Source organism: Streptomyces cinerochromogenes, from assembly GCF_014648635.1.
In the GTDB taxonomy this organism is placed as follows: Bacteria; Actinomycetota; Actinomycetes; order Streptomycetales; family Streptomycetaceae; genus Streptomyces; species Streptomyces cinerochromogenes.
The window spans coordinates 168,382-193,212 of sequence record NZ_BMRM01000008.1 but is presented as its reverse complement, the minus strand read 5'-3'; the positions used below and the strand labels follow the sequence as shown (position 1 = coordinate 193,212).

Here is a 24,831-nt window from a genome sequence, read left to right as displayed (position 1 = left end):
ATGTGTCCGGCGAGCACGCCGTGGAGAGCGGACGACTTCTTCGTCCTGCGCACGCCCTATCTTCCCGTCGAGACCCTGCATTCCTTGGGGGAAGGCCTGGAGGCCGCGTCCTGTACCGACCCCTGTCTCCTCGAGGCGGCGCTGGAGCGCGATCGCGGTCGTGTGCGGGAACGGTTGCGGACCTGGTGCGAGCGCCCGGAGGTGCGCGAGGCATTGGCTGTCGCCTCGCCTTCGCTGATGGCCGGTGTCTCCCGGTGGCGCCGAAGTCCGGACGGGCGGCGGGGCCGGAAGGTGGAGCGGAGCCTGCTGCGCTATGCGGCGCGAATGTCCGGTCGGCCCACCCCGTTCGGCCTCTTCGCCGGCGTTTCAGTCGGATCGACCGGTGCGGTCCGGACCGCGCTGCGCCTGGCCCCGGCGGAGCAGTATAGGCGCCGTACCCGCCTCGACTGCCGCTACCTGGCAGCACTCTGCGACGCGCTGCATGGTGACCCGGACATCAAAAGGTGCCTGGCGTTCGCCCCCAACTCCAGCCTGTACCGGGCGGGCGGCGGGTTCCGCTACGCCGCATCCCATGCGTCGGACGAGGGCACGGTCTACACGTTGGTCGCGGTGGCGTGCCTCGATCCGCTGGAGGCGGTGCTCGAGCGGGCCGGGGCCGGAGCCCGCCAAGCCGAACTTGTCGAAGCGGTCAGGGCCGCGGAACCCGCCGTCAGCCGCGAAGAGGCGCAGGAATTCGTCGAGGAGCTGATCCACCACGACATCCTGGTGTCGCGGCTCCAGCCCACGGTGAGCGGTCCCGAGCCCCTCCACGGGGTGGTCGACGCACTGGACGGGATCCCCGGGTGCCCTCCGGCCCACCGCGTCGCCACCCGGTTGAAGCGCGTGCGGGACGAGCTCGCAGTGCTCGACTCAGCGCCACCGGGCACCCACCCCACGGCTTACGACCGGCTCGGCACAAGCGTCGCCGCCGCGTTGCCGGCCCCCTGCGAACGCGCCGGTCTTTTCCACGTCGATCTGATCAAACCGGCCGTGACGGCAGACCTGGGGAGCGAGGTGATCGATGAGATCACCGAAGGTCTGTCGCTGCTCCAACGTGTGGGCGGTACACGAACATCGGACCCCCTCGCCGAGTTCCGGGAGGCATTCCGGCGGCGCTACGGGCACCGCTCCGTCCCGCTGTGCGAGGTTCTGGACGAAGACACGGGCATCGGCTTCCCGGTCGCGCACCACGGCGATCCCTCCGGCGCCGCGGAACGGGCTGGCGAGCCCCCGCCCCCACGCCGCGAAGCGCTGCTGCTGCGGTGGCTTGCCGAAGCGTACCGCGACGGCTCCCAGGTGATCTTCCTGGGAGAGCGGGAGGTGGAGTCCTTGGCGGCCGCAGGTGCACCGGCCGTTCTGCCCGAGGCGTTCAGTGTGCGGGCCGTGGTGCTCGCCGGCAGCCGACAGGCACTGGAACAGGGCAGATTCCGTGTCCTCCTCTCCGGTGTCGGAGGCCCCTCCGGCGCGAACTCCTTCGGACGTTTCTGCCACGCCGAAGACAGACTGAGGGAACGGGTGCGGGCCCATCTCCGGGCCGAGGAAGGCCTGCGGCCCGATGCTGTCTTCGCGGAAGTGGTGCATCTGCCCACGGGGCGTGCCGGCAACGTGCTGGCCAGGCCCCGGCTGCGGGACCACGAGATTCCATACCTCGGCCGGTCCGTCGTGTCACCGGAGCGGCAGATCCCGGTGACGGACCTCCTCGTCTCCATCGTTCAGGACCGGGTTGTCCTGTGGTCCGCCCGTCTGGACCGGGAAGTCGTCCCGCGCATCACGACCGCGCACGACTTCCGAGGCGCCGGCAACCTCGCCCTCTACCGGTTCCTCGGACGGCTCCAGGGACAGGACGGGACCGGTTCCCTGTTCTTCTCCTTCGGCGATCTCTCCGGCGCTCCTTTCCTGCCGCGGGTCACCGCGGGGCGGCTGGTGCTGTCGCGTGCCCGCTGGAACCTCTCGGCGGACCAGCTCTCCCCGTTCAGGAAGCTCCAAGGAGCCGCCCTGTTCACCGCGGTGCAGTCCCTGCGGCGACGTGTGCGCCTGCCGCGGTGGGTAGCTCTGGCCGAGGGCGACCAGCTCCTACCGCTCGACCTCGACAATGTGCTGTGTGTGGAGACGCTGGCGCACATGGTCGGGAACTGCTCGAGAGCATCGTTGGTGGAGGTGTTCCTCGAACCCGATCAGGTGCTGGTCACCGGGCCCGAGGGCCGCTTCCTGCACGAGATCGTGCTCCCGTTCTCGCAGGTGAAGAGCACACGCCCACGGCCCACGCCTTTCCACCCGCCTGCGTGCGGAAGACCGGTGCCGGTGCGGGCCTTCCGACGGACCTTCGGTCCCAGCTCGGAGTGGCTGTACGCCAAGCTGTACACGGGTACGGCACGAGCCGACGCCGTATTGCGGCACATCGTGCCTCCGCTCGTCACCCGCTTCCTGGAGAGCGGAGCCATCGACGAATGGTTCTTCGTCCGATACTCGGACCCGGACTGGCACATTCGGCTGAGGATGCACGGCGAGCCAGCCCGCCTGCTGAACGAGGTGCTTCCGACGCTGCACGACGCGGTCGCCGGCACCGAGGGCCGCGCGCTGGTCCGCAGCCTGCAACTCGACACGTACGAACGGGAGATTGAACGCTACGGCGGCGCCATCCGCACTGCTGAACGTATCTTCCACGCGGACAGCGACGCCGCCCTGGACATCGTCGCATCCGTGCCCGCCGACGACCGTTGGCGTGTGGCGCTCGTCGGCTATGATCGTCTGTTGACGGACTTCGGCTTTGCCACGGCCGACAAGCACGCCGTGGTGGCTGCCGCCCGCGGCTGGCTGAGCGCGCAGCTCGGGCTGGACGGCCGAGCCCGGAGCAGGATCGGTGCGCGCTACCGCGCCGAACGCGCAGACCTTCGGGCCCTGCTGGAGTCCGCCCACTCGTCGACGCTGGGAGAGTCCGCGCTGCGGGCACGGTCGCATGTCGTTCGCCCCTTGGCGGAGCGACTGCGTGCCGAAGCGGGCGCGGGACGGCTCACTCGGCCCCTGCCCGTGCTGGCAAGCACGTTCCTGCACATGCACGCCAACCGGCTGCTGCGTTCCCACGCCCGTCCGCAGGAACTGCTGATCTGCGACTTCCTGTGCCGGTTGTACGAGGCCTCGGCGCACCTCAGCCACGACTGAGAAGCACCCCGTGATCACCACATCGGTGCACCGGCGTGAAGCCTGCCCGCAGGAACACCTCCACGTACAGCGGACACAGGTAGACGACGTGGAACCGCCGCGGGACCCGGGTCAAGGACGCGGTGATGCGGTCAACCACCGGGCACATGACCTCGTCGCCGAACGGATTGAAGAAGTACCCCACGCTGGTGTCGTCGGGGACCTCGAAGTCGGCGGCGTCGGCGTGACACACGCCGATGACCGCGTCAGGAGCACGCCTGCGGAAGTGTGCGATGTTCTGTTCCGCGATCGCGCACAGCTCCGCGGACAGCTCAACTCCCAGGACCCTGGAGTAGCCGTGTCGTGCCGCCAGCAGCAGGACCCGCCCCTTGCCGGCGCCGAAGTCCAGAAAACGGCCTTGCAGGGTCTGTGCGGGCAGGTCCCGAACCAGTTCCTGGAAGAGCAAGGGACTGCTTCCTTCGTGGCGCGGCGGGTCGAGTGAGGTGTCGGTGCCGTTTCGCAGGTCGAACAGCAGCTCGCTCGCCGCGAGCCGCAGTGCCCGGGGAACGCCGTGCCGACGGCACACCTTGGGCAAGGAAGCCGCAACGAGTGCCAGTCGGCCTGGCGGTTTGCTGCGCATGACAGCCGCCGAGTACCCCGCGCAGCCTGTTCGTCACCCCGCCCACCAGGAGGCTGGGCCGTCCGCGTCGATCGCTGCACACGACCGACGCGGCCCCCGGATGCCTCGAACTTCCGTATGTGATGGAATTGAAGAGGTGAGGGAAGGGAAACCCCTGTTGGGAAAGAGGTCCCGCCATGCGACTCACTCGTGATGGCCAGCACATGTCTCTGCACTTCCCGACTGGTGTCCAGCTTCAGGTGGACCTGTCCAGGCTGGAGATGACCGACGAGCAGGAGCGGTCCTTGAACAAGCTCGTCGAACTTTCCGGCGAGCTGGCTGAGGAATGCCGAGACGACGACAACGAGTGCCCGGCTCAGGCGGTACTGGAACCAGATGAGTTCGAAGCGGTACGGCAATTGAAGGTACACCTGCAGCCCGCGGATACTTCCGCGGACAGACTGGCTGCCTCCGGGCCGATCGTCGACTTCTGTCTGCACGTGGTCCGCGTCCCCCGGTGAGAGGGAGCTCGTGTGGGTGAGTCGGAGGCCTCCCGCTGTCCGTTCGGTATCGATGCAGTCAGCACGTCGCTCATCGACACCATGCTTCACTGGCGTCTCGACGGCCATCAGGTCCCGCCGGACGTGGCCCTGGCAGTCGTCACCCGGGGCTTGGAGCGACCAGACCTGAAAATGTGCGGTCTGGAATGGCGCACCCTACAGGTACTCGTCGAGGCCGTATTGAAGGCGCACCTCTTGGTGCCCCCTCAGGTGGAGGCTGCTGTCGACGCTCCTGAGCAGGATGAGTACCGGGTGCTGAGCCGGGCTGCGGCTTCCGGGATCGCCTACCAGGTCGACCGGAACGTGCGTACGGTGGCGGAGGACGTCTGCCTGCTCATCCACAGGTGTCGCTACGTGGAGGCGGCACGCGGGCTGACCGTGATGGTCGGAGGCTCTTGCGCGGGTGCGCCTCCTTGGGCGGAGCCCGTCGTTCACAGATTCATCGACCAGGCCATTGGTCACCTGACTGCTCTGGCCCAAGCTTGCAACTCGCAACAACTCTTCTGGGAGCTTCGCTTGTTTGATCACGTGAAACGCCACGTGCCGGCTTCCGAGGTCTCACCTGCATGCTGAACGAATCGGCCAACGCGGCTCTGTCATGGATCGAAAGCCACCTGAGTCACTTTGGAGTGGCCCGCCACGCGACCGACGAGTTCGACCGCTTCCTGCTGCTGAAGCCCCTCTCGGAACTGGCCCTTGTGTCCTCGTTGCTCGCCCGGGACCCTGGATGCGCGGAGCGCTGCAGCCCACTCGCCGACTGGATATGGGAAGAGATCGGCTCAGGCGACGACCTGGTGCGGCTTACATGTGCCAGGCCGGAGTTGATCGAGGCCATCAGTCTTTACGCGAGTCTGTACACAATGGGTTACCGCAGTAATCGGTTGGACGCTTGGGTATCGTACCTCTCGAACTCGGCCTTGATGCAGGGAATGGAGCTCCCGGCCTGGCGGCACACGGCATTGCGGTACAACTTGGGCCGCCTCGAACTTTCGCCCCCACCAGTGAAGCCCGCAGCGGGCAGCTGGCTCAGCGCCATGCCCGAGCCCTGGACTTTTTCAGACACCACTGGCTATCCGATGACCCACGAAGTCTTCTACCTCACCGACTTCGGCAGGCGTCCAGAGGCGCTGACGACTCCCGGTGTCTCGGCCTACCTTGCCTTCTGGCTTCCCACCTGGCTCAAGTGCGCGCAAGAGGTCGGCAACCAGGACCTCGCCGCAGAGCTGCTCATGGTCGGCACGTGCATGGCAGAACCCGTTGGGCGTCAAGGCCTGTCGGAACTGAAAGCATGGCAGCGGACAGACGGCAGTTTTCCTGGTCCCAGTGGCGCTGGCAGTGGCCTGCCGTGTCGAGACGGTGACACGGCCCGACGGCGTTTTCTGTCGACTTACCACACCACTTTGGTGGCGCTCCTCGCACTTACCGCCGACAGCTGGGCACCATGCCGCTGCCCGGGCGGCCTGAGCCCCGTCTCGTCAGACAGCGGTCAGGCCGTCTGACGAGACGGGACGCCGTTCCTCAGGCCATGCCGGGCACGGTCTTCACGACTCTTCGGCGACGCTGCCAAAAGGGGCTGGAGGGCCAACGCTGCTCCTGGTCGTACGCGTACGCATGGTGCCTGCGGTACGCTGCGGCGATGCCCTCCAGGAACTGTGTGTAGGTGGCGAGCGCAGCGCCCGTCCGGCCCGCGTCGGCCAGGCACGCGGCCACGGTCTGTCCGGCACGGGCACCGGTGAGCAGCGCAGTGAGGATGCCCTGCGAGGAGAGTGGGTCGAAGGCGAGGGCGGCATCCCCGGCCGCCACCCAACCCGGGCCGGCGGCGGGGGTGAGCTGCAGACCGTGCGCAGGTGCCCAGCGCGGCACGGGAGCTGAAGCGGGGTCGTAGCCTTCCAGCCGGTGGTACACGTGCCCGGTTCGGGCAAGGTCGCGCCAGAATCCTTCAGGGGTACGAAGAGACGGTTCCACGAGGTCGCGGTCGGTCAGATAGGCAACCAGGCGCCCGGCCGGGATCCGGGTGGTGTACCACCAGCCGTGGGGTGCGGCCTCGACGAGGGTGCGCGCCTCGACGTCCTCCTGGCCCTCCGGGTGCGCGGGGTGACGGTCCCGGAACACGGCGTACGCGGTGATGAGCCGATCCTGCCGACGGCGACGGCCGTGTCGGCGGCCGATGACGCAACGCCGGCCGGTGGCGTCGACCGTCCAACGGCTGTGCAACTCCGTCACGGCAGCCGAGCCCCGCTCGCGGACGATGAGGCGGCTGCCGAGCTGCTCGAGCACTGTGGCTCGCCGTAGTTCGGCGCCTGCTGCTACGGCCGCGTCCCGCAGAAAGGCGTCGAAGCGGAGCCTGTCCAGGTGCCAGCCGTGCCCGTACGGATCGAACAGGTGGCTGTGGCCCCGCAGTTCCTCCGATCCCCAGGCACTGTAGGTGCCGGTGGACCTGGGGTGCCCGGCAGCCAGGAAGCCGTCCAGCAGCCCGAGGTCGCGCAAGAGCGGGTGGGCGGCGGGCGGCAGGGACTCCCCGATCTTGAACGCGGTTCGACCAGATCGCGGTATGGAATGCGGGCCGTCGTCGAAAAGCAGGACGCGGTACCCGGCACTCGCCATGATGAGTGCCGCCACGGAACCCGCCGGGCCGCCGCCCGCCACGGTGACGTCCACCTGCCCGGCCGGGCGCACGGACGGGGTCACCGGCTGTGCCGGAAGCGCTTGACCTTCGAGATGAAGCCTGCCGAAACCTCCTCGTCGGGCAGGTCCGCCATGGTGACCGCGGTGGCCATGGCAGCCGGACCGCGTACCGGATCGGCGCCGAGGGGGACGTGCACGCTGACCAGGTTGCGCAGGGCCGGCGGGGCAGGCTCACGTGGGAAGCTGACCTCGGACTCGACGAGTAGCTCCGCCGGGAAGCGGGGATCGTCGGTCGGCCCGGGGCGGCGCTCGACGACACCGAGCTTGCCGAAGTCCGTCACCATGGCGTTGATGGATCCGGAGTAGTCGCCGGGAAGCCAGCGGAGCCAGCTGCGCCGCTTGTTGAACGCGGCCAGTCGCTCCGTCATGGGGCGGGAGGTGTCGACGACGATCTCGTACTCCTCCTCGGCGAGTACCTGGTTGGGCACCCGGGCCGGCCAGAAGGTGGGAAGGTACGGGTCGTAGGGGCCGAACCCGTAGGTAAGGGCGAGGAACTCGTAGCCGGACTTGCAACTCGCGGTGTCGGTCTGCCAGGGCACGGCCATCCAACGGGTCAGGTCGCCCGGCCCCTGGGAGTGGAGCGGGCCGTCGAAGGAGCGGATGGCATCCTGGGTGAGTGTCGGTCCGTAGGGGCGCGGGCGCGGCGCGGACGGATCGCGGTGACGCACCCTGAACGGACCGCTGTACAAGCTGGTGTGGCGCATCGGCCAGGTGAGCTCGCAGCCGGGGTGGAAGGCGTCGGCCAGGCAGAACGAAAGGGCCGACCGGTCGAGGGTCTGAGGTCTCTGGGAGAGCGGGACGTCGTCGAGGGAGGCGGGCGGCACGGCCTGCGGGTCGTAGTCGGCGACGAAGTCACCGCGGGCCCATCGTTCCAAGAGGCGGTACTGGAGCGAGGAGAGCGTCACGTGGTGGCGCGGGGTCTGGGGCGGCAGGCTCATTCCGTCGCCGTAGACCGCCGGCCACGGCACGGGCGACGTCCCGTCACGGTCGTAGTCGCGCATCATGAGCCAGACCTGACGACGCAGTTCCCGGCAGGCGGGTGAGGGATCCGCCAGGGCGACGAGTCTGTCAGGATCGAGGAAGTGCTCACGTCCACCGTGCCCGAACTGGGCGGCCAGCCCCTGGTTGACCCACTGAAGCTCGCACAGCCGGCGCAGCACGGGCAGCACCTCTTGAGTGAATGAGACCTGTTGTGGTTCGGGCAGGAGGCCATTGGTGACGAAGACGTCGCGCATCAGGTCGTACATGGTGCGCACCGAGGTCAGTTCCGGAGCGTAGTTGGGCGGTGCGGTCACCACCCAGCCCGGATCGACCGGGATCGACCGCCCGGCGATGCTGACTTCTGCAGTGACCGGTCCGTCCGAGACGTCGTCGTGCCAGCCGTCGTTGTTGGCGAAGTCCTCGGCGGGTTTTCCGGTGACCGTCGCCGAGACACCCCGGCCGCCCAGGAAGATCAGCCGACCACTGTCGTCGGTGCGCAGCTCGCCCAGGTAGACGGGCCGCTCCATGAAGGTGCCCGTGTCGAATCGGTACTCAGGCTTGCCGGAGCGGTTACGGCCGCGCACTGACCGGGAACCGGGGTCGATGACCAAGCGGCTGCGCTGAGCGGCCGGGACGTCGGGGTTGCGCAGGTTGCTCTCCATGGCGTCGGCCGCTTCAGGGATGTCGAGGGCAAGCTGGAACTGGTACCACGCGGCCTTCGAGTTGGCGACATGCACGGTCCAGCGCAGATCCGCGTTGTCGGCTGTCAGTTCGGCGACCGGCTCGCCGGCGGCGTTGTAACCGTAGACCCGGAACCGGACTGCCTGGCGCTTCAGGGCGCCGGTGTCGTCCTTGTAGCTCCCGGTGGGCTGCGCGGCCGGATGGTCGACCTCGGGGCCGAGGAAGTACTCTTGCGCGCTGTCGCCGACCCGGGCTACTCCGATCGCGGGGTGCACGGCGGCTCTGACGATCCGGGTGTCGCGGCCGGGCGGCGGTGTGATCTGCGGGCGAGCGGGGCCGGGCTCGGTCGCCGGGATGCCGTTCACGTCGCGGCGCTGTTCGGCCGAGGCACGGTAGACGGTTTTCCGTACTTCGGCGATGCTGCCCACGGGGCGGTGCTCCACGAGGCTGTGCCAGGGGTTGTAGGCGAGGTTCTCACCGTAGGCGGCCTGGCCCCGGGCGGTGATGTCCTGTTTCTGGAGGGTCAGCCGGGCCACCTTCACCGGTGCGCTCCCGGATTCCTCCCAGCGCACGGTGGCCTTGTCCAGCGGCATGCGCTCGGGGTCGGTACGGAACTGCAGCATCAGGTCGAAGGCCGCAGTTCCCGCCGCGAGTCGGTGTCGCAGGTCAGCGCTCAGATACGTGGGATCCTCGTCCGCCGGCACCGCCGCCGGGTCGCCGGGTTCACAACCCGCGGGCACCAGCTTGTACTTGACGAAGCGTTCAGAGCCGAAGGCGTAGGGCAGTACGCCCCAGTACGTCGCCGTCAGCGTGCTCTCCTCGAACTTGGCCATCGCGTCGAGGATCTCCCGGGTGACCGGGTGGTCCCGCAGATACGGCTCGTAGCTCCCGTCGACGACACCGGCCTTGGTGAACTCGCACATGTCCTGGGCCGTGTCGACGAAGAAGACGTCGTGGTTCTGCAGCAGCAGGTCCTGGGTGGTGGCCTCGTTGTCGCCTTCCAGCAGCTTCGGGCCGGGCACTCCGAACAGCTTGATGCCGAGGCCGAGGGTGGTCTTCAAATCGGGAGCACCGGGAACGGTGTCGCTCGAGAAACGTACCCACGCGGTCAGCCCGTCGGCCTGTTCATGGGCGCGTTGCAGGAAGCCGAGCCGTAGTTCGGGCGGAAGGTCGGGGGAGACCGTCAGCATTCCACGGGCCACGCCGTGCGGTTTGAGGAATACCGGCCGTTTCGCTGGTTCCTGACCGCGGGATATGCGCTCGCCCTGGGTCATATCGACGAACATCTGCTTCAGCGCGACGGCCGCTCCTTCGGCGCACCCTGGAAGCTGCGGCTGTCCTGCGCCTTCGGTGAAGGGTTCGGGGGTCCCCATCATGTCATGCTCCCGTCAGTGACCAGTCTGCTGATCCAGTGGCCCGGCGAACGCCCCCTCCCGCCCATCCGCCTCCGAACCAGCGTGCACGAACATGTAGGGACCAGCACGCCGGAGTACCCCTGGAGTGACCCTGAGAACCGAGGCGGCTGCGCGTATGTGAGCGTCCGGCTCCGGGAACGGACAGCTCTCTCCCGCCAGATCCGAGGAAGGTCACCGAGCTGTGCACTGGGGCCGAATGAAGGAATTCTGTGGGGAGCCCGGCTTGCGTCGGCCCACGGGCGACGGACCGGCAATTCGGCGCTTTTCGGGGCGGGACGCGAGCGGAGCCTTGGAAACACGGGCAGCCTCGGAGAGGCAGCACCCAAGGACCCGCGCCACCAGGGTTCCTCGTGGCCGGACAGGAGAGGAGACGGTCCCGAACGCCCTGGACCGGAACCCTGGGTTTTCCGAGGTCAGCGCGTCCTTCCCCGGGGCTTCAGCGGCAGGGCCGGCAGCTCCGGTGCGGGCAGCGGTTTCCCGTCGTAGCCCTTCACCTCGCCGACGCGGCTGCCCGTCATCCAGTCCGCGCGGGCCTGCTCCACGCCAGCGGGCGCGGTCCGGATGCCCCCGATCCGACTACGAAGAACCGCCAGGGTAACGATGTCGGTCTCCCCTGAAGTCACCCGCCCAGCGAAGCCACGGACCGCTGCCTCGACGCGCTTCTTGATCTCGTCGCGGACTGGGCGTACGGCCCCGGTGGGTTAGGCATGAGGGCGCCTGGGGCCTACGGACTCGCCGGAATTCAGTGCCCGTTCCCGCAGCCATCGCCACGGGAAGAGTAGCGTGGGAGGGGCGAGGCGAGTCCCGTGTTCGCACCGGCCCCCGAAGACGGGTGGTCCTCATGGTCGGCTCTGATTCACCCCTTGATTCCCTGCATCTGCCGAGCGGCGTTCATCAGGCTGTGCGTCCGGGGTGCGCGCTCCTCCGGCTGGAGACGACGGAGTCGCGGGAAGGTGTGCTGGATGGTGCGTGGTGGCCGCGGTCGCGCGACATCGCTGCCGAGCTGCCCGAGCTGCTGAGCGCCCTCACCAGGCACCTCGGCCCCGTCACCCGCGTCGGGCTGGACACCGCGGCCTGGGCAGGGCTCCCGACGCGGATCGTCGTCGACGACCGGGTGGTGCACATCGACTCCTTCCCCGTGGGTGACGACACCGTCCTGATCACCCGGGGCGACCGGGACCTCTTCTCGCTGCTGGTGGTCCCGCCGAGCGCGACACCCGAGGCCGCCCGCGTCGCGATGGCCCAGGCCGTTCGGGCAGACAACATCAGCCAGGCTGAGCAGATCCTCATCGATACCGGACGCGGGCAGGAGCCGTCGGACTGATGCGCCGCACCTCGACCGAGGCCGGTGAGGTCAGCCGCGCCACTCCACCATGAGCAGCGTCGCGTCATCCGTGGTGTGTCCGCCCCGCGCCCGCTTGAGCGTGTGGGACAGGGAACGGGTCACCGCCCGGACCCCGCGGCCGGTCCTCTCCAGATGGTTCACACAGTCGATCAGCTGGTCCTCCCCGAACTCCTCCCCGCCGGACTTGTGCTCCTCGACCACTCCATCGGTGAAGCAGAGGATGCGGTCACCGCGCTCCAGCCCCAGTTCGCTGATCCGCGGCTGTGAACCGCCCAGGCCGACCGGGAGGGTCGTCGGGGCGACCAGGCGCTTCGCGACGCGGTGGTCGCGGACGAGGATCGGGGGCGGGTGCCCGGCATTGACCCACTGCACCCGTCCCATCGTCGTGTCCAGCTGCATCATCTGCGCGGTGACGAAGTGCTCGGGACCGAACTGCTCCGCCACGGCGCGGTCCATGAAGTCGTAGATCTCCGACAGTCCGATGCCGAGGCGGCGGGCGTGGCGGTAGGCGCCGATGGCCACGGTGGCCATCGTGGCCGCGTCCAGTCCGTGGCCCATCGCATCGATCATGACCACGTGGAGGACGTCGCCGTTGAGGGCGTAGTCGAAGCTGTCGCCGGCCACGTCATAGGCGGGTTCCAGGATCCCGGCCACGGCGACCCTGGGCATGATCATCGCCAGCGGCGGCAGCAGAGACCACTGAATCTCCGCGGCGGCGCTCATCGCCTCACCACGTCGGACACGGAAGAACAAATCGGAATAGCCGTGCTTGGTCACCAATAGGTCGGCCACCAGGCCGGAGATCCGGTGCAGCAGGCGGCGGTCGTCGTCATCGACGCTGTCCAGGGTCACCGCCATGACCCCCACCTGGTCGCCGCCATCCAGCAGCGGCATATGGACCCGGACGCCGTCCTCCTCGGGCAGCTCGACGGGGATCGCGTCGAGAAAGCAGCGGCCCGCCTCGGAGCCGTCGATCATGTGTGGCTCCCCGTCCGTGAGGCCCTCACCGGGCAGGGGCACGAGTAGCAGCTGGCCGTAGTCCTGCAGCAGCACCTGCGGACGGCGGCCCCCCAACTTCTCCACCACCTCGGCGACAAGCGGCCCGATCAGATGGGGAGGCAGCTCGTGCGCGCGATCGAGAACCGCTCCCAGCAGCGCTTCCCCGAAGCTCTCGGAGCGGTCCGCGCGCCGTTCGGACGTCATCCGCTCACCCGCCATGATCCGCACGTACCGGTTGCGGAGGGGTTGGACGACGAAGAGATTTCTCGTGCCATCGCTCCACCGGGGGACGTCGACGACCGAAGCGGCCGACCGGTCACATGGGCCCGACGGCATCAGGCCCTCACCTGAATCCGGGGCCTCCCTCCGACTCCCATGTGGCTTCTCCGTCGAGGCCATTCTCGGCGAGTGCCAGGATGCGCGGCGCCGACAGCGGGTTCTCGGGGTCAGCGGCGGCGGACAGCAGCCGGCTGGCCGCTCCGGCCGGCTCTTCGGGTGGGATCACCAGCAGTTCCCAGCGACCCACCGTGCCGCAGTCCAGGGTGATGGCATGCGCTTCGGCGGCGAGGCCGGTCAGGGACACCTCGATCACGTGGCCGGGCGCAAGCACCGTCTGCGGGGCATCGGGCCAGGACGCGGTGTCCACGGTGACGCGGATGACGGTGCCGACAGCCGGGTCCAAGGAGCCGACCAGCGCGGTGCCGTGGCTGATGTCCGGTGTGACACTCAGCCGGGGCAAAGGCATCCGATAGCTATGTGCGTCACCTGGTGATGTACCCTCGGCGGGCTTGCTGACAGCGTCCATCGTGCGATCCCCGTCCCGGGCGGCCTACGGCTGCCCGCGTCTGTCACTCGCCGGGAACGGCTCCGCCATGGTCGCGCGGCCGAATAGCTCTCGGTGCACATCAGCCTACTCCGGCCACGGCACACGGTGCGGCGCTCAACCGTCGTGTAGGTGGCAAGGGGCTCGGCCGTCCCGGCTGCCGGCTCATCGTCCCTTTGCTTGATCACCGGCTCGCCGGGGACGGCCTTTCCACGGGCAGGATCAGCACGCACGGGGCGACCGGGCCGGGCAGCCCGACGATCTCTCCGAGGTTCTGCCAGCCCCAGGACTCGAGGGCGGCTTGTCCAGCCTGGTCGAACGGATGGAGCAGGGCGACTCCCAGGGCTGCGTGCCGGTCGGTGAGCAGGCGCTGCTGCAGGCGGCGGGCGATGTCGCGGTGCTGAGTGTGCGGACGGGCGACGACCTGAGTGAGTACGACGAATCGTGCGCAGGCGGTGAGCCGTTGGATGCTCTCCTGCAGCGTTCGGTCGAGCCCTCCGCGGCCGGGGCCGTCAGGGCCCACCGGAAATCCGAAGGAGCAACCGACCAGCACCGTCGTCTCGGCGACCAACAGGGCGAAGCCGGGACGGAGGGCACTGACCGCCAGGCGGTGCACGAAGTCCCCACGGTCGTGGAACGCCTCACCAGGGGTGCCCGCGACGGACGCCATGGCCAGGTCCGCGATGTCCTCCCGCACCCCCTCGACCTGCCAACGGGTCAGCCGGCGCAGACGGATCCCGTCCTTGAGAGCCGGCTGATCCGGCCCACGAGCGGGTTCATCAGGCGTCCGCGTCCCGGTACGCATGAGGTCGCCGAGCAGCTCCGGTGGCGCGGGACTGGTGGGGGGCGCGAGGAGCAAAGTGGATCCGGTTGCGGAGAGGAGCCGGGTGATTTGTGCGCACGGGTGGTGCAGCTGCAGGGAGGCGTGCACCCGGCCGGCGCGATGGGACGCCCCCAGGAAGACGTCCAGGCCCTTGGAGTCGCAGGAGTTGACCGTGGTCAGGTCGATGTCGATGACGGTGACTCCGTCGCGCAGACACTGCTCCAGTGCGGCCCGCAGCAGCGGCACCGTTGCCGGTCCGATCGTACCGGCGAGTGTGACGAGCGCCTGCTCCCCGCGGTTCCGCCGGTGGATGTCCAGCCGGGAAAGGACCATCACGCCTCTCCTCGGCAGGGGCACACGCCAGCGAGGGCGCGCGGAGCGAGCGCAGCTACGGTGAACGTGCGCAAAGTTGCTTCGACCGCGGCGGACATGAGCCCAACCCGTCTCCGCACCGACCGCTCGGACGGCCCGGGGTTTATCTCTAGCCGAGGACGACCTCGGCGTGGCAGCCGGAGTGCGTGATGCCCTCGGTACCTCCACCATACGCCGCCCGCACCCCACCTCGACGTGCCGCGAGCACCCCGTCACGGCCCCCACCACGCAGGAAACCAAGTCCACGCACAGCACCTCCGCGCCGCGTCAGCCCCGCGCCTCCTCGGCCTCCATGAACTGGATCCCCTTGTGCGTCGGTGTGACCATCGCGGGTGTGTTTCCGCGTGCCCAGTCGACCTCGATCAGCCCTTCGACCGCCAAGTACGTGCAGGCCGCCGCCAGGTCCTCCGAGGGCATGGCGAGATCGTGGCACAGCTTCACCCCGGTGGTGCCGAGGAGGCGATTACCTTCCACGGCCTCATACAGGGTCTGCATGATCGCCTCGCGGTAGTGCTTCCGCTCTTGGAGTGTCGCCATGGCTGCCTGCCTTTCGTGCCGGCATCTCCGCACAACGTCTGGCCAGGGCGTTCCTTGGCCTCCGTCGAGGGCCTTCGCCTCGGATTTCGTCCGGCTAAGTGTGATCGCCCGAGGAGGACCGGCTGGTCACCAGCCAGGAGCGCGCCGGCTCTGCCATGCGCGTGGTGTCCACCGTGAGGTGGAGACATGTTCCGCCGTCGGCGCCTGCTGGGTAGCTGCGCTGTTCGGTGGCGTCGAAGCAACGGCGGAGGACCTCCGCGACAGGGCGAGCCGCCTCCGGGGTCGCGGCGAGGATCCGGACCTGCGCGTGCCCGGTCGGCGGCCACTCCGGTGACTTCATGGTGCCCTCTTGGTCCTCACGGAGTGGGGCGCCGCCAGGGGACCCACTCGAGGCGGCCGCCCCCGGGCTCTTCCGGTTCCGCCGACCGATTCCCGGTAGGGCGTCGCTGTAGTGGAAGCCACCGATCCTTTCGGCATGCTGAGCGTTGAGCCGGTGGATCACGAACATTCCCGCGCTGATCACGACGATGAGCACGGCGATCATGACGACTGTCTCCACGTCCTCACCTCCTCGGGTAGGAACTCAAGAGCCCAGCCGCCGAAGCGGCTCCGCCGTCGGTCTCCCATTCCTCTTCCCGGCTCCGGACCTCTGCCGCGTTGCGGCTCATGGCCTCGTCGGCCATCAGACCGCTGGCGGTGCAGAGGCTTCCCGGAACGGCTGCTGCCGCCATCAGCCGGGCGGCGGCGGTCGGCTCCGTCTCCGGTGGGATCACCAGCAGGTCCAGGCGGCCCACCGTGTAGGAGAGGAGGATCAGTTTGTTCGGGTCCTGCTCGGCGGCGAACCAGCCGACGTGCACGATGTGCCCGGTGACAGGCACCTTGTGCGGGATGACGGGCCAGTGGGCCGGGTTCACGATGACGCGGGTGATCCGGCCCCAGCGTGCGTCCAGCGCGTCCGTCAGGCCGGGGATCTCCCGGAGGAGATCGCGGGAGCGGGGCCACCAGGCACCGTCCAGGAGACCTGGAGCCGAGGCCGGCGGGGTCAGGGACAGCCGGGCCGGCGCTGAGGACAGCCGCTCTTCGATGATCGCATGGTCGATGGTCGCAGTCATGACGCGGACCTGTCCCCGGGGCTGTCTTCGACGTCCCGGTGTTGTTGCTCGCCAGGAACGACACCGACATGGCGGCCGGTGTGCGAAGTACTCCCGGTGCTTTCACTCTACGCCGTTGCGATGCCCCCAAACGTGTACGTGACCAGGCATTTTCCCGAGAGGGCGCTGTCCGGAGCCGCCGGTGAGCGGCGGCGGCGCGGCCCGTGCCGCGATGGCCAGGGCTGTGCGGACCGGCACCGTCATCCAGACCGAACAGATCCCGGCCGACACCAGCAGTCATCAGGTGCACGGGGTCCCACGAAAGCCCCTCGGACGGGCCGGGAACACCGCACGCCCAGGGAATGACGTCTGGAGGTACGGCGCCCGTAGTGTCCTCCCGCTGGGAGGCGCCGATGCACCGGTCACGATCCACTGACCTGGGTGCGGGTCGGTCCCGGGCGGGTCCTCCCAGCGCGGGCCCGACCACCCTCTTGTCCCGAAGGCGAGGGCGGACCCGCCGCCGACCGAGCGCGGCGAAGGCTTCGCCCACGTCGACGGGCACCCGTGTCTGTGGGATCCCTACAGTCACCTCCCTGGTCGGCCCTGTGACAGCTGTCGCGGTGAAGCCCGTTCACTTCAGAACCAGCCCCGGCTGGCGACGGCGTCCGGAAGACGGCCTCCTTGTTGGGCTCGCAGCGGTAAAGCAACCACCTCACTGTCTGCTGACGGCCTGTCAGGAAAGTCAGCATTGGGTCAGCATTCGTCCGACCAAAGCTGCTCGCAGATGGCCACACCTTGGAATCGCGGGCATCCCTGGAGGCGCTTTGTGGAAGCGTTCGAGGGTGCTCGCGGCACGAAAGTGTTGGTTGGATGCCAAGCGGAGACCCTGTGCGAAGGGCTGGGGGCAGCAGCCCATGTTTCCGCAGGTCAGCGCACCCTTCCGTGTGGTTTCAGCGGTACTCCCGGCAAATCCGGCGCGGGCAGCGGAGCTCCGTCGTACCCCGTCACCTCGCCGAAGCGGGTGCCCTTCGTCCAGTCCTCGCGGGCCTGTACGATCTCCTCTTGGGAGCGGGCGATGAAGTTCCACCACATGAGCAGCTCCTCGGCGAACGGCTCGCCGCCCAGCAGCATGATCCCGGCGTCGGACTCGGCGCGCAGCGGGAGGGCGGACCGGCCGCAGCCCAGGTAGAGGAGCGAGCCGGGCAGCACCGGCACACCGTCCACGCGCACCTCGCCGGACATGGCCAGCACGCCGTACTCGAAGTCGGGCTCCAGCGGCAGCCGGGCCTCGGCGCCCCGGCGCAGGGCCAGGTCGGCGCCGACGATCGGGGTGTACGCCGTACCGGGGGAGCGGGAGCCGTCCAGGTCGCCGAGGATCACGGTGGCGGTCAGCCCGGGCGCGGTCACCGTGGGCAGCTCGGGGTGGTACTCGAACGAGGGTTCCGTGTGCCGGTGTTCGCCGGGCAGCGCCACCCACAGCTGGGCGCCGTGCAGGAAGCGGGCGTGCGGGCGGGGGCTCTCCTCGGAGTGGCTGATCGCGCGGCCCGAGGTCATCAGGCCGAGCTGCCGGGGCCCGATCGTCTGCAGGCTGCCGGTGGAGTCCCGGTGCAGCACCTCGCCCTCGTGCAGCCAGCTGACCGTCTGCAGCCCGGTGTGCGGGTGCGGCGGGACCTGCATGCCGGGCTCGTCGGCGATGTCGTCCGGGCCGTAGTGGTCGACGAAGGCCCACGCGCCGATCATGCGCCGGCCGAGGTTCGGCAGCAGCCGCCGCACCTCGGCCGACCCGCCCAGCGTCACCCGACGGGGACTCAGCAGTTCGCGGACCGGCTCGGCGACGACGAATCCACGGCCGCCGCAGACACTGGGCACGGGCGCGCGGTCAAGGTTGCTCATGCCGCCCAACCTAGCGCCCGCACTCCGTGCGGGAGGAGCAGTGCGGACGGCGTTCCTCCGGTCGATGAACGCTCCGCGCCGCCGGCCCCCGCCGGTCTCGCGGGCAGAGGCGGTGATACTCGGAGCGTGGAGACCGCTTCCCTGGACCTGAACCTGCTGCGCACCTTCCTCGCGGTGTACCGCTCCGGGTCGTTCACCGGCGCCGCCCGCCTGCTGGGCCTGTCGCAGCCGACGGTGACGACGCAGATGCGGGCGCTGGAGCGGCAGACCGGGCGGGAGCTGTTCGAACGGCTGCCGCGCGGGGTGACGCCGACGCCGGTGGCCGACGAACTGGCGGCCCGGATCGCCGCGCCCCTGGACGAACTGGCCGCGGTCGCCCGTCCCACCCCGGCCGCCGGCACCCGGGCCGAGCCCGTCCATCTGGCCGGACCGGCGGAACTCCTGTGCACCCTGGCCCTGCCGGCGCTCGCCCCCCTGGTCGCCGAGGGCGTACGGCTGCGGGTGGCGACCGGGCTGACCGATCCGCTGCTGGACGAACTGCGCGCCGGCCGGCACGACCTGGTGGTCGCCACCCACCGCCCGCGCGGCCGCACCCTGCACGCCGTGCCGCTGAGCGACGAGGAGTTCGTGCTGGTCGCGGCCCCGGTCTGGGCCGAGCGGCTGGCGGACCGCCGGAGCGCCCAGGACCCGGAGGGACGAGAGGCCCCCGTACGGGGCGGGGTCGCGGTACGGGGTGGGGCCGCGGTACAGGGTGCCTTGGATCCCGGCGTCCTGCAGGGGGTTCCGCTCATCACCTACGCCGAGGACCTGCCGATCGCCCGCCGCTACTGGCGGCACGTCTTCGGCCGGCGCCTGTCCCGTACCGCCGCGGTGACCGTGCCCGACCTGCGCGGGGTCCTGGCGGCGGTGGCCGCGGGCGCCGGGTTCAGCGTGCTGCCCCGCTATCTGTGCCAGGACCTGCTGGACTCCGGCGCGCTCGTCGCGCTGCTGGAACCGGAGGACCCGCCGATCAACACCGGCTTCCTGGTCCAGCGTCCCGGAGCCGTCGACAACCCCGACGTCGCCCGCGTCCGCGCTCTGCTGCTGCGGGCGGCGCGCACGTGGTAGCGGCGGGGCGGCGGCGCTGAGGCGGTGCCGGTTGCGGGTGTGGCGGGGTTCAGGCCCTGCCGGTTGCGGGCGCGGCCGGCCACTCCGGTGCCAGCACCGCCCAGATCTCCTCGTCGTGCCGCTCGCCCCGGTGCGGGTGACTCCCGCGCAGCACGGCCTCCTTGCGCATGCCGAGCCGGCGGGCGACCGCGATGCTGGGCGCGTTGCCGGCCGCCACCCACCACTCGACGCGGTGGACGCCCCGCTCCCGGATCGCCCAGTCGATGAGCGTCCGGGCCGCCCGGGTCACCAGGCCCCGGCCCACCGCGGCCGGCTCAAGCCAGCAGCCCGCCTCCGCCGTACCCTGCGGCACATCCATCTGACGCAGGATCACCGCACCCACCAGGACGCCGTCGAGGCGGATCGCCCGGATGAGGCCCGCGTCGGCCGCCTCCTTCGCGGCGTAGGCCTCCAGGAACGCCCGGCTCGAGGCCAGGTCCGTGACCACGTCCGGCAGTCCGTTGAACCGCCCGATGAACTCCCGCCCCCGATCCATGTGGGCCAGGAACTCCTCGGCCCGCCAGGGCGGGAGCGGGCACAACGCGGCGCCGTCGGCACCGAGAGGGAGCGCGAACATGGTCACCTTCGCGTGAGGGGGTGGGCCATCTGGTACGCCAGCCTACGGTCGGCACCCTCCCCGAGGGCGGTGAGAACCTCGTCCAGCTCCATGAACCACTGCCAGGCCGGGCGTCCGTCGGCCTCGGCCAGCCGCGCCACCACCAGGTCCTCCAGCTCCGCGACGCGCCTGTTCTTCCAGACCTTGTCGGCCAGGCTCACCAGCAGGTCCTCCACGCCGGTGCCGGGAGCCGTCCAGGAGGCGTGCGTGCCGGCGAACCGGGCGAGTTCCGCGGGCACCCCGTGCGCCAGCAGCAACTCCCGCCCGGCCGCCTCGTGCCGGGCGCCGGGCCCGGACAGCTCGGCCGGGTGCAGGGCCTTGCCGATGTCGTGCGTGGCCGCGCCGAAGAGCACCGCCTCCGCGTCGAACTCCAGCCGGGGACAGTGCTCCCGCACCCACGCCACGACCTGGGCGGCGACGTCGTGCACCGCCCTCAGGTGCGCCACCAGGCGCGGCGGTGCGTCCACCCGCTCCAGCAGCGGAACGGCCCGCCGGGGCAGGGGACGCAGGGGCGGGTCCGCGGTGTCGTCCGTCGCGATCGACGGTGTGTCGCCGGCTGTCACCGTGCCAGAGTAGTCAACGACGCGCACCCCAGGGCTACGTGCTGCTCATCCGCACGGGACTGCGGGAGCGCGCCTTCGGGATGCCGGTCGTCGCCTTCGCCACCAACATCAGCTGGAAGTTCACGTTCGCGTTCGTGCGGCCTCCCTCCGGCGTCATGCACGTCGTCGACATCGTCTGGTTCTGCTTCGACCTCGCCATCGGCTGCCCTGGCCAAGCTGCTGGACACGGCCTGCGCCTCCCTGGCGATGCTCACCGATCCCGGCCCGGCGCCCCGCCACGACACCGCTCTCCTGCACTGCCTCTACGCGGGCTGCCTGCTGCTGGACCTCGTCTACCTCGCCGCCCTGCGGACCGCGCGCCGGGCGGCGGTCCGGACCTGACATCGTTGTCCCGCACGGCCTGGATGGCGTGGCCCGGTTGCGGGGCCGACGATGGTGGCGTGGGGTACGGCCACCGCCGCAGCACCGGTGCCGCCCGAGGCCACCGGGGACGGGGGCCGGCCCCGGCCGCGGTCGGCGGCCGGAAGGGAGGACACCGTCATGCTGGAAGTGAAGACGGTCGAGAAGCCCGACGAACGGCGCGACTTCCCCCGCGGCCACCTCGAAGCGCTCCACCTGACCGGGCTCGACTTCGCGGTGGGCACGTTCGAACCGGGGTGGCGCTGGTCGGAGTGCGTGGCACCGATCGCGGGCACCGAGAGCTGCATGGTCCACCACAACGGGTTCGTGGTGCAGGGACGCATGCACCTGCGCATGGACGACGGCGGCGAGTCCGAGGTCGGCCCGGGCGACGTCTTCGTCTGCCCGCCCGGCCACGACGCCTGGGTGGTCGGTGACGAGCAGGTCGTGGTGTACGACTTCGCCGGGATGATGGCGAAGGAGTACGCGAAGGGTTAGCGAGGGGTGAGGAGAGCGCCGGCACCGGAGCGCCGGGTCCCGGGCCGCGAGATCTCCCCCTCGGGCCGCACCGGGCCGCACCGGGCCGCGCCGGGTCGCATCGGGTCGCGCCTGGTGCGGCCCGGTGGCCTGTGCGGGGCGAGTGCCGTGGGCGGTGTGGGTCGGTTGCCGTGGCCTGTGCGGGTGCCCCGGGCCGTCCGGGGCCGGGCGCCGGCCCCGCCTCACGCGTCGAAGACCCCCGCTTGTTCCTCCGCGAACGCGACCGCGTCCGGGTGGCCGAACAGGCCGGGCAGGCCGCCGGTGTGGAGGAAGACCGTCCTCTCACCGGGGAGGATGTCGCCGTCCTGGACGGCTGCCCGGAGTCCGGCCAGGGCACGGCCCGTGTAGATCGGGTCCAGGGCCAGACCCTCGGTGCGGGCGGCGAGCCGGAGGGCTTCGCGCACCGGGGCGGTCAGGGTGGCGTACCCGGCGCCCACCTGGTCCCGGCGGATCCGCAGCCCCTCCGGCGTGACCTCCGCGTCCGTGAGGGCCGCGGCGAGGTCCGACACCGCCGCGGCCGGGTCGGTCAGCGCGCCCACGTCGACGCCCAGCACCGACCCGCTGCCGAGGGCCGCGACCAGGCCCGCCATGGTGCCGCCCGAGCCGAGCGCCACCACCGCCGTCCGCAGGTCCGGGAGTTGCCCGCGCAGTTCCTCGCCGCAGCGCACGTAGCCGCGTGCGCCCAGGACGCTGGAACCGCCGAACGGGATCAGCGCCGGGCGGGCGCCGCCGGACCGCAGGCGCGCGCAGACCTCGGCCGCCGCGGTGTCCAGCCCTGCCTGGTCCACCTCGCCGGCCCAGGCGAGCCGGGCGCCGAAGAGGCCGTCCAGGGCCAGGTTCCCGGAGCGTGAGGTGCCCGGGGTGCCGCGCAGCACGAGGACGACGTCCAGGCCGAGCCGGGCGCCCGCGGCGGCGGTCAGCCGGGCGTGGTTGCTCTGCGGGGCACCCGTGGTCACGACCGTGTCCGCGCCCTCGGCGAGCGCCGCGCCCACCGTCCACTCCAGCTTGCGGATCTTGTTGCCGCCCCCGCCGAGGCCGGTCAGGTCGTCCCGCTTCACCCACAGGTCGTCCGGGCCGAGCCCGAGTGCGGCGGCCAGCCGGGGCGCCGGTTCCAGTGGGGTGGGAAAGGTGCCCAGTGGCACGGGAGGGTGGTGCATGGCGGCGTCCTCGGGGCGGTCTCGGTGTCGTCGGCTGTGGATCTCGGTGTTGTCGGCCGGTGGTCTCGGTGTCGTCGGCCGGCGGATCGCGGCGTCGCCGGACAGTGGACCACGTCCGGGCGCCCGGCGTCACACCGGCAGCAGTGCCGCGATCAGCCCGCTGAGCTGTCGTGCCGTGCGGCACTCGTGCATCTCGACCAGTTCGGCGTAGGCCGGCGCGGCCGAGTCGCCGGTGCCCCAGCGGTCGCGCGGTTCGGGGTTCAGCCAGTAGACGCGCCGGGCCCGCCGGGCGAGTTCGCGTACGGCGGGGAGGTTCGGGTCGCTCATGTTGGTCCGCGCGTCACCGAGCACGAACACCGTCGTACGCGGGCCGACCGCACCGCCGTACCGCTCGGCGAACTCGCCCAGCGCCATGCCGTAGTCGCTGCTGCCGTGCCAGCCGGTGAGCGTGGCCTCGGCGCGGATCCGGGCGCCGAGTCCGTCGGGGTCGGCACGGCCGTGGCCGAGCAGGCCGGTGACCTCGTCCAGCCGGTTGACGAAGGCGAACACGCGGACCTTGCTGAACTGGTCGTGCAGGGCCTGCACGAGGAGCATGGTGAAGTTGGAGAAGCCGGACACGGAGCCGGAGACGTCGCAGAGCAGGACGAGTTCGGGGCGGACGGGGCGGCGCCGGCGCAGCACCGGCCGCATCGGCACCCCGCCCGTGGACAGCGAGGAGCGCAGGGTGCGGCGCAGGTCGATCGTGCCGCGCGCGGCCCGGCGGCGCCGCGCGGCGAGCCGGGTGGCCAGTTTGCGCGCCAGCGGCTGGACCGCCCTGCGCAGCTCGGCGAGCTGGTCCCGGTTGGCGTACAGGAAGTCGACCCGGTCGGCGGTGGGCCGGACACCGCGCCGCGCGATCTCGTCCCGCCCGCGCCGCTCCGCGACCCGGCGGCGTGCCTCCGCGCCGACCATCCGCCGGAACTCCTCGATGCGGCGCCTGATCTCGTCGTCCAACAGCCGGTCCGCGAACCCGTCGCCGCTGCCGCTGCCGCTGCCGCTGCCGCTGCCGCCGCCGCCCCGGCCCCGGACGTCGGCCCGGACCCGGGCCAGCAGGGTCTGGGGCCGCAGCCGCTCCAGGGTCTGGTACGCCGAGAAGCCGTCCGAGCCCGGTGAACTGCCGTACCCGCCCAGGCCGTCGACCGCCTCCGCCGCCAACCGAGCCATCAGGGCCCGGTCGTCGGCGGCCAGCGCGTCCGCGAGCCGGTCGCGCAGCGCCTCCCGGTCCCGTGGGGCGTCCTGCGGGCCGCCGACACCGCGCGGGAAGTACAGGTCGAAGACCGCGTCGAACAGGGCGCGTTGGCCCGGACCGTGCAGCAGGGTCGCGGCCAGCCCCTCGCGCAGCAGCTCGCGGTCCGCGAGGCCCAGCGCCTCCGCCGCGCGGGCCGCGTCCACGGTCTCGCCGGTGCCGATCCGCACCCCGTGCGCGCGCAGCGCCGCGGCCAGGCCGGCGATCCGGTCGGCGACGGCGGTCACAGCGCGTCCAGGTCGAGCTTGGCCGCCGCCTTCTGTATGTCGTCCTGGTGCTTGAGGATCACCCCGAGGGTGTCCCGCACGACGGTCTCGTCCAGAGTGCCGGCGCCCAGGGCGAGCAGGGTGCGCGCCCAGTCGACGGTCTCGGCGACGGACGGCGCCTTGCGCAGGTCCATCGCGCGCAGCGCCCCGACCACCCGGACCACGGACTCGGTCAGCGCCTCGCCGAGGCCCGGCACCTTCAGCCGTACGATCCGCCGCTCCAGCTCCTCCTCCGGGAAGCCGATGTGCAGGAACAGGCAGCGGCGGCGCAGTGCCTCGGACAGCTCGCGGCCGGCGTTGGAGGTGAGCACGACGAACGGCCGGCGGGTCGCGGTGACCGTGCCCAGCTCGGGGACCGTGACCTGGAAGTCGCTGAGCACCTCCAGCAGCAGCCCCTCCATCTCGACGTCGGCCTTGTCGGTCTCGTCGATGAGCAGCACGGTCGGCTCGTCGCCGCGGATGGCGGTGAGCAGCGGGCGGGGGAGCAGGAACTCCTCGCTGAAGATGTCGGTGCGGGTCTCGTCCCAGCTCTCGTCGCGGCCCGCGCTGATGCGCAGCAGCTGCTTGGCGTGGTTCCACTCGTACAGGGCCCGGGACTCGTCGACGCCCTCGTAGCACTGGAGCCGGACCAGGCGTGCGCCGGCGACCTGGGCGACGGCCTTGGCCAGCTCGGTCTTGCCGACCCCGGCGGGGCCTTCGACCAGCAGCGGCTTGCCCAGCCGGGCGGCGAGGAAGACGGTGGTGGCGACGGCGGGCGAGGCGAGGTAGCCGGTCTCGGCGAGGCGGGCGGAGACGTCGTCGACGGACGTGAACAACGGGGCCTCCGGCGGTTCGGGGGGCGTGGACGGTTCGTCGGGTGTG

General features: G+C 70.8%; 23 protein-coding genes and 2 pseudogenes. 9 read left to right on the top strand and 16 right to left on the bottom strand.

Annotated features, from left to right (window positions below):
- The gene (locus IEZ20_RS17530) at nucleotides 1-3,198 is read left to right on the top strand and encodes a lantibiotic dehydratase (protein WP_189299529.1); all 3,198 of its coding nucleotides are present in this window, start codon (nucleotides 1-3) and stop codon (nucleotides 3,196-3,198) included.
- Here IEZ20_RS17530 and IEZ20_RS17525 read toward each other — a convergent pair.
- Nucleotides 3,185-3,817: a class I SAM-dependent methyltransferase gene (locus IEZ20_RS17525; protein ID WP_189299527.1), complete on the bottom strand. Its 633-nt coding sequence runs from the start codon at nucleotides 3,815-3,817 to the stop codon at nucleotides 3,185-3,187. The genes IEZ20_RS17530 and IEZ20_RS17525 overlap by 14 nt on opposite strands.
- A 176-nt stretch (nucleotides 3,818-3,993) precedes the next feature.
- On the opposite strand from IEZ20_RS17525, the gene IEZ20_RS17520 reads away from it, so the two are divergent.
- From IEZ20_RS17520 to IEZ20_RS17510, 3 genes are read left to right on the top strand one after another with little or no spacing between them, the layout of a single operon-like run.
- A complete protein-coding gene (locus IEZ20_RS17520) occupies nucleotides 3,994-4,317 on the top strand; it encodes a hypothetical protein (protein ID WP_189299525.1) in 324 nt (107 codons plus the stop codon).
- 12 nt (nucleotides 4,318-4,329) lie between these two features.
- Complete coding sequence (locus IEZ20_RS17515; RefSeq protein WP_189299523.1) at nucleotides 4,330-4,929, top strand: hypothetical protein; 600 nt, start codon at nucleotides 4,330-4,332, stop codon at nucleotides 4,927-4,929.
- The gene (locus tag IEZ20_RS17510) at nucleotides 4,923-5,855 is read left to right on the top strand and encodes a DUF6895 family protein (RefSeq protein ID WP_189299521.1); all 933 of its coding nucleotides are present in this window, start codon (nucleotides 4,923-4,925) and stop codon (nucleotides 5,853-5,855) included. The genes IEZ20_RS17515 and IEZ20_RS17510 overlap by 7 nt, the downstream gene beginning before the upstream one ends.
- A 19-nt stretch (nucleotides 5,856-5,874) precedes the next feature.
- Here the strand turns inward: IEZ20_RS17510 and IEZ20_RS17505 are convergent, their stop codons facing one another.
- From IEZ20_RS17505 to IEZ20_RS17495, 3 genes and pseudogenes are all read right to left on the bottom strand, one after another.
- Nucleotides 5,875-7,044 carry a tryptophan 7-halogenase gene (locus tag IEZ20_RS17505; RefSeq protein ID WP_189299519.1) on the bottom strand — a complete coding sequence of 390 codons (1,170 nt, stop codon included), beginning with the start codon at nucleotides 7,042-7,044 and terminating at the stop codon, nucleotides 5,875-5,877.
- Entirely contained in the window at nucleotides 7,041-9,905 is a 2,865-nt protein-coding gene (locus IEZ20_RS17500) for a LodA/GoxA family CTQ-dependent oxidase (protein ID WP_229896114.1), read from the bottom strand. Before IEZ20_RS17500 ends, IEZ20_RS17505 begins: the two co-directional genes overlap by 4 nt.
- 626 nt (nucleotides 9,906-10,531) lie before the next feature.
- Nucleotides 10,532-10,660, bottom strand: a pseudogene (locus IEZ20_RS17495) (pirin family protein); the annotation flags it as partial.
- Between the two features lie 299 nt (nucleotides 10,661-10,959).
- On the opposite strand from IEZ20_RS17495, the gene IEZ20_RS17490 reads away from it, so the two are divergent.
- On the top strand, nucleotides 10,960-11,442 hold the full coding sequence (locus IEZ20_RS17490; RefSeq protein ID WP_189299885.1) for a DUF5994 family protein: 483 nt from the start codon (nucleotides 10,960-10,962) through the stop codon (nucleotides 11,440-11,442).
- Between the two features lie 30 nt (nucleotides 11,443-11,472).
- Here the strand turns inward: IEZ20_RS17490 and IEZ20_RS17485 are convergent, their stop codons facing one another.
- The 7 genes from IEZ20_RS17485 to IEZ20_RS17455 all read right to left on the bottom strand — a co-directional run bounded on the left by IEZ20_RS17485 (nucleotide 11,473) and on the right by IEZ20_RS17455 (nucleotide 18,001).
- Nucleotides 11,473-12,666, bottom strand: coding sequence for a PP2C family protein-serine/threonine phosphatase (locus IEZ20_RS17485; protein ID WP_189299517.1), 1,194 nt, complete (start codon nucleotides 12,664-12,666; stop codon nucleotides 11,473-11,475).
- Between the two features lie 139 nt (nucleotides 12,667-12,805).
- Nucleotides 12,806-13,267 carry a DUF5994 family protein gene (locus tag IEZ20_RS17480; RefSeq protein ID WP_229896113.1) on the bottom strand — a complete coding sequence of 154 codons (462 nt, stop codon included), beginning with the start codon at nucleotides 13,265-13,267 and terminating at the stop codon, nucleotides 12,806-12,808.
- 202 nt (nucleotides 13,268-13,469) lie between these two features.
- Complete coding sequence (locus IEZ20_RS17475; RefSeq protein ID WP_189299515.1) at nucleotides 13,470-14,441, bottom strand: STAS domain-containing protein; 972 nt, start codon at nucleotides 14,439-14,441, stop codon at nucleotides 13,470-13,472.
- A gap of 306 nt (nucleotides 14,442-14,747) precedes the next feature.
- Entirely contained in the window at nucleotides 14,748-15,017 is a 270-nt protein-coding gene (locus IEZ20_RS17470) for a hypothetical protein (RefSeq protein WP_189299513.1), read from the bottom strand.
- A 94-nt stretch (nucleotides 15,018-15,111) separates the two neighbouring features.
- Nucleotides 15,112-15,357 carry a hypothetical protein gene (locus IEZ20_RS17465; protein WP_189299881.1) on the bottom strand — a complete coding sequence of 82 codons (246 nt, stop codon included), beginning with the start codon at nucleotides 15,355-15,357 and terminating at the stop codon, nucleotides 15,112-15,114.
- A 223-nt stretch (nucleotides 15,358-15,580) separates the two neighbouring features.
- The gene (locus IEZ20_RS17460) at nucleotides 15,581-16,129 is read right to left on the bottom strand and encodes a DUF5994 family protein (protein WP_189299511.1); all 549 of its coding nucleotides are present in this window, start codon (nucleotides 16,127-16,129) and stop codon (nucleotides 15,581-15,583) included.
- Between the two features lie 906 nt (nucleotides 16,130-17,035).
- Nucleotides 17,036-18,001, bottom strand: a complete 966-nt coding sequence (locus IEZ20_RS17455; RefSeq protein WP_189299509.1) for a pirin family protein — start codon at nucleotides 17,999-18,001, stop codon at nucleotides 17,036-17,038.
- Nucleotides 18,002-18,127: 126 nt separating this feature from the next.
- Between IEZ20_RS17455 and IEZ20_RS17450 the strand changes: the two genes are divergently transcribed.
- Nucleotides 18,128-19,108, top strand: a complete 981-nt coding sequence (locus tag IEZ20_RS17450) for a LysR family transcriptional regulator (protein ID WP_189299508.1) — start codon at nucleotides 18,128-18,130, stop codon at nucleotides 19,106-19,108.
- Between the two features lie 49 nt (nucleotides 19,109-19,157).
- Here the strand turns inward: IEZ20_RS17450 and IEZ20_RS17445 are convergent, their stop codons facing one another.
- Together IEZ20_RS17445 and IEZ20_RS17440 are read right to left on the bottom strand one after the other, a co-directional pair.
- Nucleotides 19,158-19,724 (bottom strand): GNAT family N-acetyltransferase, encoded by a 567-nt coding sequence (locus IEZ20_RS17445; protein WP_189299506.1) that lies wholly within the window; start codon nucleotides 19,722-19,724, stop codon nucleotides 19,158-19,160.
- Between the two features lie 2 nt (nucleotides 19,725-19,726).
- Nucleotides 19,727-20,326, bottom strand: coding sequence for an HD domain-containing protein (locus tag IEZ20_RS17440; RefSeq protein WP_189299504.1), 600 nt, complete (start codon nucleotides 20,324-20,326; stop codon nucleotides 19,727-19,729).
- An 80-nt stretch (nucleotides 20,327-20,406) separates the two neighbouring features.
- On the opposite strand from IEZ20_RS17440, the pseudogene IEZ20_RS40885 reads away from it, so the two are divergent.
- The 3 genes and pseudogenes from IEZ20_RS40885 to IEZ20_RS17430 form a co-directional block, all read left to right on the top strand.
- Nucleotides 20,407-20,466, top strand: a pseudogene (locus IEZ20_RS40885) (hypothetical protein); the annotation flags it as partial.
- Nucleotides 20,467-20,572: 106 nt separating this feature from the next.
- A complete protein-coding gene (locus IEZ20_RS40385) occupies nucleotides 20,573-20,707 on the top strand; it encodes a hypothetical protein (RefSeq protein WP_256464651.1) in 135 nt (44 codons plus the stop codon).
- Between the two features lie 159 nt (nucleotides 20,708-20,866).
- The gene (locus IEZ20_RS17430; protein WP_189299502.1) at nucleotides 20,867-21,223 is read left to right on the top strand and encodes a cupin domain-containing protein; all 357 of its coding nucleotides are present in this window, start codon (nucleotides 20,867-20,869) and stop codon (nucleotides 21,221-21,223) included.
- Nucleotides 21,224-21,444: 221 nt separating this feature from the next.
- Here IEZ20_RS17430 and IEZ20_RS17425 read toward each other — a convergent pair whose 3' ends face one another.
- The 3 genes from IEZ20_RS17425 to IEZ20_RS17415 all read right to left on the bottom strand — a co-directional run bounded on the left by IEZ20_RS17425 (nucleotide 21,445) and on the right by IEZ20_RS17415 (nucleotide 24,785).
- Nucleotides 21,445-22,419 carry a D-cysteine desulfhydrase family protein gene (locus IEZ20_RS17425; RefSeq protein WP_189299500.1) on the bottom strand — a complete coding sequence of 325 codons (975 nt, stop codon included), beginning with the start codon at nucleotides 22,417-22,419 and terminating at the stop codon, nucleotides 21,445-21,447.
- Nucleotides 22,420-22,548: 129 nt separating this feature from the next.
- Nucleotides 22,549-23,931, bottom strand: coding sequence for a vWA domain-containing protein (locus IEZ20_RS17420; RefSeq protein ID WP_189299498.1), 1,383 nt, complete (start codon nucleotides 23,929-23,931; stop codon nucleotides 22,549-22,551).
- Nucleotides 23,928-24,785, bottom strand: coding sequence for an AAA family ATPase (locus IEZ20_RS17415; RefSeq protein WP_189299496.1), 858 nt, complete (start codon nucleotides 24,783-24,785; stop codon nucleotides 23,928-23,930). Before IEZ20_RS17415 ends, IEZ20_RS17420 begins: the two co-directional genes overlap by 4 nt.
- Between the last annotated feature and the right edge of the window lie 46 nt (nucleotides 24,786-24,831).

Excerpts from the sequence above, each read along its gene's own strand:
- IEZ20_RS17530 (WP_189299529.1), top strand. The coding sequence starts at position 1 with ATGTGTCCGGCGAGCACGCCGTGGAGAGCGGACGACTTCTTCGTCCTG.
- IEZ20_RS17525 (WP_189299527.1), bottom strand. The coding sequence starts at position 3,817 with ATGCGCAGCAAACCGCCAGGCCGACTGGCACTCGTTGCGGCTTCCTTG.
- IEZ20_RS17520 (WP_189299525.1), top strand. The coding sequence starts at position 3,994 with ATGCGACTCACTCGTGATGGCCAGCACATGTCTCTGCACTTCCCGACT.
- IEZ20_RS17510 (WP_189299521.1), top strand. The coding sequence starts at position 4,923 with ATGCTGAACGAATCGGCCAACGCGGCTCTGTCATGGATCGAAAGCCAC.
- IEZ20_RS17490 (WP_189299885.1), top strand. The coding sequence starts at position 10,960 with ATGGTCGGCTCTGATTCACCCCTTGATTCCCTGCATCTGCCGAGCGGC.
- IEZ20_RS17485 (WP_189299517.1), bottom strand. The coding sequence starts at position 12,666 with ATGACGTCCGAACGGCGCGCGGACCGCTCCGAGAGCTTCGGGGAAGCG.
- IEZ20_RS17480 (WP_229896113.1), bottom strand. The coding sequence starts at position 13,267 with ATGGACGCTGTCAGCAAGCCCGCCGAGGGTACATCACCAGGTGACGCA.
- IEZ20_RS17475 (WP_189299515.1), bottom strand. The coding sequence starts at position 14,441 with ATGGTCCTTTCCCGGCTGGACATCCACCGGCGGAACCGCGGGGAGCAG.
- IEZ20_RS17470 (WP_189299513.1), bottom strand. The coding sequence starts at position 15,017 with ATGGCGACACTCCAAGAGCGGAAGCACTACCGCGAGGCGATCATGCAG.
- IEZ20_RS17465 (WP_189299881.1), bottom strand. The coding sequence starts at position 15,357 with ATGAAGTCACCGGAGTGGCCGCCGACCGGGCACGCGCAGGTCCGGATC.
- IEZ20_RS17460 (WP_189299511.1), bottom strand. The coding sequence starts at position 16,129 with ATGACTGCGACCATCGACCATGCGATCATCGAAGAGCGGCTGTCCTCA.
- IEZ20_RS17455 (WP_189299509.1), bottom strand. The coding sequence starts at position 18,001 with ATGAGCAACCTTGACCGCGCGCCCGTGCCCAGTGTCTGCGGCGGCCGT.
- IEZ20_RS17445 (WP_189299506.1), bottom strand. The coding sequence starts at position 19,724 with ATGTTCGCGCTCCCTCTCGGTGCCGACGGCGCCGCGTTGTGCCCGCTC.
- IEZ20_RS40385 (WP_256464651.1), top strand. The coding sequence starts at position 20,573 with ATGCTCACCGATCCCGGCCCGGCGCCCCGCCACGACACCGCTCTCCTG.
- IEZ20_RS17430 (WP_189299502.1), top strand. The coding sequence starts at position 20,867 with ATGCTGGAAGTGAAGACGGTCGAGAAGCCCGACGAACGGCGCGACTTC.
- IEZ20_RS17425 (WP_189299500.1), bottom strand. The coding sequence starts at position 22,419 with ATGCACCACCCTCCCGTGCCACTGGGCACCTTTCCCACCCCACTGGAA.